This is a genomic window from Nitrospira lenta (assembly GCF_900403705.1).
GTDB lineage: Bacteria > Nitrospirota > Nitrospiria > Nitrospirales > Nitrospiraceae > Nitrospira_D > Nitrospira_D lenta.
In genome coordinates this window covers 192746-198935 of record NZ_OUNR01000019.1, presented here as the reverse complement: position 1 = coordinate 198935, position 6190 = coordinate 192746, and the positions used below count along the sequence as shown (strand labels likewise).

The window sequence follows — 6190 nt, the reverse complement described above, 5'->3', positions numbered from 1 at the left end:
AGCTGTAGGTGAGCGGGTCGCCATTGGCATCGGAGCTGGCACTGCCGTTTAGAGTAACCAGCGAGCCATTAACCTTGCCGCCTTGGTCGGGGCCGGCATTGGCCACCGGAGCCACATTGTTTGTGGTGATATTAACGGTGTCGGGAGTGCTGCTCACGGTGCCGTCGTTCACAACAAGCTGTGCGGTATAGGTCCCTGCCAGGTCAACGGTGAATGTCGGTGAGACGGTGGTCGGATTGACGAGAGTTGCCACACTGCCTGCCGGCTTGGTGAGTGACCAACTATAGGTGAGCGGGTCGCCATTGGCATCGGAGCTGGCGCTACCGTTTAGAGTGATGGGTGTTCCAGGCGCTTTGCCGCCTTGGTCGGGGCCGGCATTGGCCACCGGGGCGACATTGTCGCTTGTGATGTTGACGGTATCGGGGGCGCTGCTCACCGTGCCGTCATTGACGATCAGCTGGGCCGTATAGGTTCCGTCTCGATCAACGGTAAAGGTCGGTGAGACGGTGGTCGGATTAACGAGAGTTGCCACACTGCCTGCCGGCTTGGTGAGCGACCAACTGTAGGTGAGCGGGTCGCCATTGGCATCGGAGCTGGCGCTGCCGTTTAGAGTGATGAGTGCTCCAGATGCTTTGCCGCCTTGGTCGGGGCCGGCATTGGCCACCGGGGCCACATTGGCGCTACTGATTAATACAACGTCAGGGCTACTGTTTACCGTGCCGTCATTGACAATAAGCTGCACGATATAGTCGCCGCCACGATCAACGGTAAAAGTCGGTGCTACGGTGGTTGGATTTTGTAAGGCTGCAACACTGCCAGCTGGTTTGGTCAACAGTGACCAGCTGTAGATGAGCGGGTCTCCATTAGCATCGGTACTGGCGCTGCCGTTCAGAGTAACGAGTGAGTTCGGCGATCTGCCGCCTTGGTCCGGACCCGCATTGGCCACGGGGGCCACGTTGTTGCTGCTGATCGTTGCGGTATCTGGCGCACTATCCAATATGCCATCGTTCACAATAAGCTGGACGATATAGTCGCCATCGCGATCGACAATAAAGGTCGGCGCCACGGTGGTTGAATTTTGTAACACGGCGGCACTGCCAACTGGTTTGCTCAGGAGTGTCCACCTATAGGTTAGGGGATCGCCATTGGGATCGACGCTGGCACTTCCGTTTAAAGTGATGGAGGTACCAAACGTAATGCTGCCGAGGTCTGGCCCTGCATTGGCTACTGGTGTTCCAGGAGGAAGCGGTGTAGGCGCCGGTGCGTTCGACACGTCTGAACAGGCACCTAGGCCTAAAGCGACGAGGAGTGAGAAAAAGACGGTCCAGATTGTATGTCGGTTGAACAACTGTCTACGCATGGTAGGGCCTCGATGATGAAATAGAGCTCGTTTTCGGTGGCGACTAGCTCTTATGACTAATACTTTTCAACATCGGCATCATAATCGGTCAAGGGGGGCGTAGTCTACCCTACGGATGTAGAGTGTTGGGTGGCACGAGTTGTAACGCGAGAAGAGAGGTGACAGCGTTTGGTCTTAGCCTCTGTCTGCGCCTTGCTGGGCTCATTCTTGAACTTCCCTGACCCATTTGCTATCCTTCGCCCGCCTTCCAAGATACAAACCATTACTTTATCGAGCATTTCTGAAGGAGTGTTGATATGGCCAGCATCAAGCGGGCGCTGATTAGTGTTTCAGATAAGACGGGAGTCATTGAGATGGCCAAGGGCTTGGAAGCTCTTGGGGCAGAAATTCTTTCGACGGGCGGGACAGCCAAGGCCTTGCGTGACGCGGGTGTGAAGGTCACAGACGTGGCGGTGTACACAGGCTCGCCGGAGATTCTCGATGGCCGGGTGAAAACGCTCCATCCGAAGATCCATGGCGGGTTACTTGGTCGCCGCTCGGTGCCGGCTCATGTCGATCAGATGAACCAGCATAATATCGGTCCGATCGATGTGGTGGTGGTGAATCTCTATCCCTTTGAAGCCACGATTGCGAAGCCGAATTGTCCGTTTGAAGAAGCGATTGAGAATATCGATATCGGCGGTCCGTCGATGCTGCGCTCCGCGGCGAAGAATCATGAAGATGTGCTGGTCGTGGTCGATCCGGCGGACTATACGCGCGTGTTGGATGCGGCCAAGGCGGGGACTGTTTCGCCGGGTTTGCGGCGCGAGTTGGCCATGAAGGTGTTTCAGCATACGGCGCGCTATGACAGTCTGATTGCAGGCTATCTCGAAAAGCAGGTGCAGGGCGGAGAGGTGAAGTTCCCCAAGATTCTCTCGATGCAATTTGAGTTGGCGGAGACGTTGCGGTACGGAGAGAATCCTCACCAGCAGGGCGCGTTCTATCGGGAATTCAATTCCAATGAGCCGTCGGTGTCGCGCGGAAAGATTCTGCACGGGAAAGCGATGTCGTACAATAATTTCCTCGACGCGAATTCGGCCCTCGAATTGGCGAAAGAATATGACGAGTGCGCGGTCGCCATTATCAAGCACAACAATCCCTGCGGTGTGGCACTGGGCTCGACGCCCGTCGAAGCCTATGTGAAGGCGCGTGCGACGGATCCGGTCTCGGCGTTCGGTGGGGTTCTGGCGTTCAACCGTCCGGTCGATCTGGCGGCGGCGAAGGAAATCACCTCGACGTTCGTCGAAGTCGTGATTGCTCCAGGGTTTGCCGAAGATGCGCTGGCCGAACTCAAGCGTAAGAAAGATTTACGGTTGCTCGATGTCGGCCCGCTCACGAAGGTGAAGCAGGTCGGGCTCGATCTCAAAAAGCTTGTGGGCGGGTTGATTGTGCAGGATCGCGATTTGGGTGTATTGGCAGACCTTCGCGCACTGCAAGTCCCGACGGCACGAAAGCCTACGGACGAGGAATATGCGGCCTGCGCCTTTGCGTGGAAGGTCTGCAAGCATGTGAAGTCGAATGCGATCATTTACGCGACGCCGGGGCAGACCGTCGGGATCGGTGCCGGGCAAATGAGCCGTGTCGATAGCGTGAAGCTGGCGGTGATGAAAGCGCAGATGCCGGTGAAGGGCTGCGTGATGGCTTCGGACGCGTTTTTTCCGTTCCGTGACGGATTGGATGCGGCGGCGCAAGCCGGGATCACGGCCGTGATTCAACCGGGCGGCTCGATTCGCGATGCCGAGATTATCAAGGCGGCGGACGAACAGGGGTTGGCGATGATTATGACGGGGATGCGCCACTTCCGCCACTGATCGGGATCGGCTTCTGAAAATGATCCCCTGCGTCGTTCTCGGCTCGTCAAAATCCTCAACGTACCCCAGAGGGTACGCCTCCGGTTTTGACTCACCTGCGGCCTTGCAGGATGATCATTTTGAGAAGCCTCATTAATTTAATGCACCTAAGAGCATCATGAAAATTCTAGTTGTCGGAAGCGGTGGACGTGAGCACACGATGGTGTGGAAGCTCTCTCAGAGCCCGCGAAAGCCGCAAATATTTTGTGCGCCCGGGAATGCCGGGATTGAGTCGTTGGCGGCGTGCTTGCCGATTAAGGCGGACGATATTACGGCACTCAAAGATTTCGTCATCAAAGAACAGGTGGATCTGACGGTGGTCGGGCCGGAAGTGCCGCTGGCGAACGGGATTGTCGATGAGTTTCGCAAGGCCAAGTTGAAAATATTTGGTCCGACGAAGAATGCGGCCCGGCTGGAATCCAGCAAGATCTTTTCGAAAGACGTCATGGCCTTAGCCAAGATTCCGACAGCGCGGGCGAAGAGCTTTGAAAAGATGGACGAGGCGCTGGCGTATGTCGAGGCACACGAACTCCCGGTTGTCATTAAGGCCGATGGGTTAGCTCAAGGCAAAGGGGTGATTATTGCGACCACCCGCGAGCAGGCGAGACAGGCGATCGTCGATTCAATGGAACATGCTGTCTTTGGTCAGGCCGGCCAGCGGGTGCTCATTGAGCAATTTCTCGACGGCGAAGAACTCACCGTCATGGCGTTTACAGATGGGAAAGCAGTCGTGCCTATGTTGCCGGCACAGGATCACAAGCGTGTGGGAGACGGCGATACGGGGCTCAACACTGGAGGAATGGGCGCCTACTGCCCGGCTCCGTTGGGCACCCCGGCATTGCGTGTGCAGATCACTCGCGAAGTGCTACAGCCGATTGTGTCGGCAATGTCTCGGATGGGCTCTCCGTTTCAAGGGGTGCTGTACGCGGGGATTATGGTCGTGAAGGGCGTGCCCTATGTTTTAGAGTTTAATGCGCGCATGGGCGACCCGGAAACGCAGGTGATATTACCGTTGCTCAAGTCTGATCTCGTCGACGTGATCGAAGCCGTCGTTGAGCATCGGCTGGATCAGTTTACGGTGGAATGGCATGACGACTGTGCCGTGTGTGTGGTGATGACGTCGGAGGGTTATCCCGGCAGTTATGATACGGGAAAAGCCATTCGAGGACTTGCTGACGGAGAGGCATCGGCGACGGTGTTTCATGCCGGGACCGTTCGAAAGGGCGCCGAAATCGTGACGGCCGGCGGCCGGGTGTTAGGGGTCACGGGGCGCGGGGCCACGATTGCGGAGGCGCAACAGGCGGCCTACCGACAGGTTCAGAGAATTTCATTTGACGGACAGCATTACCGAACGGATATTGCCCATCGCGCTCTTCGGCGAAGCAGTTAGCAGCTCTACGCCTCCCGCACCTTTCCATGGCTGTCATCGAGTCGTATCCTGCAACGGATTCAGATGTGTGGCTCTCCAGGGTTGCCCGGTTGGTGCAAGCCGGCGGGGTGCTCGCGGTTCCTACCGAAACCTATTATGGTCTCGGGATCAATCCGTTCGATGGGGCGGCTGTAGCGCGCCTGCTCTCCATCAAAGGGCGACCGGATGGAAAACCTATTTTGATTCTGATTGGTGAACAGGCGCAGCTTCAGGATCTTGTCACCGATGTGTCTTCTGCAGCGCGGGTGCTGATGGAGGCCTTTTGGCCGGGGCCGTTGACGCTGGTGTTTCCCGCCGGTGCGCGATTTCCAACATCCATCACGGCGGGGACCGGTACGGTCGGGATCCGTCATACCTCTCATCCCGCGCTCGCAGAGCTCCTGCGATATACCGGTCCCTTAACAGGCACGAGCGCCAACTATTCAGGGCAGCCGCCGGTTCAGACTGCAGCAGCGGTCGAACGGACAATCGGCGCGCTGGTTGATGTCATTGTTGATGGTGGTACGACGCCGGGCGGATTGCCGTCGACGGTGTTGAGTGTGTGTGACGGTGTGCGGATGGTTCGTGAAGGGCCGATCAATCGAGCGATGATTCAACAGGCTCTTGTGGCGCGAGGATTTCACCTCAAGCTGTGAGAAGTATGTTATACATCGGCGCTATGAAGTCAGCAAAGGAGGATTGCATGGTGAAGGTGATACGTCAGCGAATACTTGTCGGTGTCGTGGCGGTGATGGGGATCGCGGTGTCGGGCTGTGACTACTGGCCGCCTGCGCTTCAGGCCCAATTGGAACAGCTTCGGTCCGAAGTGCAAACGGTGAATATGGAGAAGGCTCAGCTGCAGAATCAGATCAACGATCTGTCGAAAGCGAAGCAAGATCTGCAAATCCAAGCCGATGATCTGGCGCGGATGAACCGTGAAAAGACCGGAATGATCTCAAGCCTGCAGAATCAGGTAGAAGCCTTGCGCGTCAAGGCGGTCAAGGCAATGGCGCCGAAAGCTCCTGCGAAGGCGGTTGCCAAACCTACGGTCAAACCTGCCGTCAAGGCACCTGTGAAGAAGAAGGTTCCGGCCAAGCGACCCTAGTTCTGAAATGTCTGCCTACTTCTGGCCTGAGGTGGGGCTGGATGCAGGTGTGCTGCTGGCGGACGGAGTAGACGAACTTGTCGTTCCTCCGGAAGCCGGCGGCGCAGATGGCGCGGCGGGAGTCGATGACGAAGTCGCCGCTGGAGTTGCTGACGATTCAGCCGCCGTCGTCGTGGCTGTCGGCGTCGGTTTGGTGGTCTCTCCGGTCGGCGGTTTCATCTTGTCTGAATAGTCCGTGATGTACCAGCCTGATCCCTTGAACATAATCGCAGGCGCCGAAATAATCCGGCTGACAGACTTGCCGCATTTCGAGCAGGTGGCGATGGCTTCGTCTTTCATGCTCTGCTTGAGCTCAAATGTATAGGAACAATCGTGGCAGAGATATTCGTAAATAGGCACGGGTACCCTCCAGAATGCGTAGTCGTTAA

Annotated in this window: 6 protein-coding genes; 4 read left to right on the top strand and 2 right to left on the bottom strand. The window is 57.0% G+C overall.

Annotated features, from left to right (window positions below):
- On the bottom strand, positions 1-1360 hold a 1360-nt coding region (locus NITLEN_RS15630), incomplete at its 3' end, for a PKD domain-containing protein (protein ID WP_181416918.1).
- A gap of 296 nt (positions 1361-1656) precedes the next feature.
- Here NITLEN_RS15630 and purH point away from each other — a divergent pair.
- The 4 genes from purH (at position 1657) to NITLEN_RS15610 (ending at position 5762) form a co-directional block, all read left to right on the top strand.
- A complete protein-coding gene (gene purH, locus NITLEN_RS15625; protein WP_121990566.1) occupies positions 1657-3210 on the top strand; it encodes a bifunctional phosphoribosylaminoimidazolecarboxamide formyltransferase/IMP cyclohydrolase in 1554 nt (517 codons plus the stop codon).
- A gap of 157 nt (positions 3211-3367) precedes the next feature.
- The gene (purD, locus tag NITLEN_RS15620) at positions 3368-4639 is read left to right on the top strand and encodes a phosphoribosylamine--glycine ligase (RefSeq protein ID WP_121990565.1); all 1272 of its coding nucleotides are present in this window, start codon (positions 3368-3370) and stop codon (positions 4637-4639) included.
- Positions 4640-4704: 65 nt separating this feature from the next.
- On the top strand, positions 4705-5313 hold the full coding sequence (locus NITLEN_RS15615; protein ID WP_181416917.1) for an L-threonylcarbamoyladenylate synthase: 609 nt from the start codon (positions 4705-4707) through the stop codon (positions 5311-5313).
- Between the two features lie 47 nt (positions 5314-5360).
- Positions 5361-5762 (top strand): hypothetical protein, encoded by a 402-nt coding sequence (locus NITLEN_RS15610; protein WP_121990563.1) that lies wholly within the window; start codon positions 5361-5363, stop codon positions 5760-5762.
- A gap of 15 nt (positions 5763-5777) precedes the next feature.
- On the opposite strand, the gene NITLEN_RS18225 is transcribed toward NITLEN_RS15610, so the two are convergent.
- The gene (locus NITLEN_RS18225; protein WP_181416916.1) at positions 5778-6161 is read right to left on the bottom strand and encodes an FmdB family zinc ribbon protein; all 384 of its coding nucleotides are present in this window, start codon (positions 6159-6161) and stop codon (positions 5778-5780) included.
- Positions 6162-6190 lie beyond the last annotated feature (29 nt).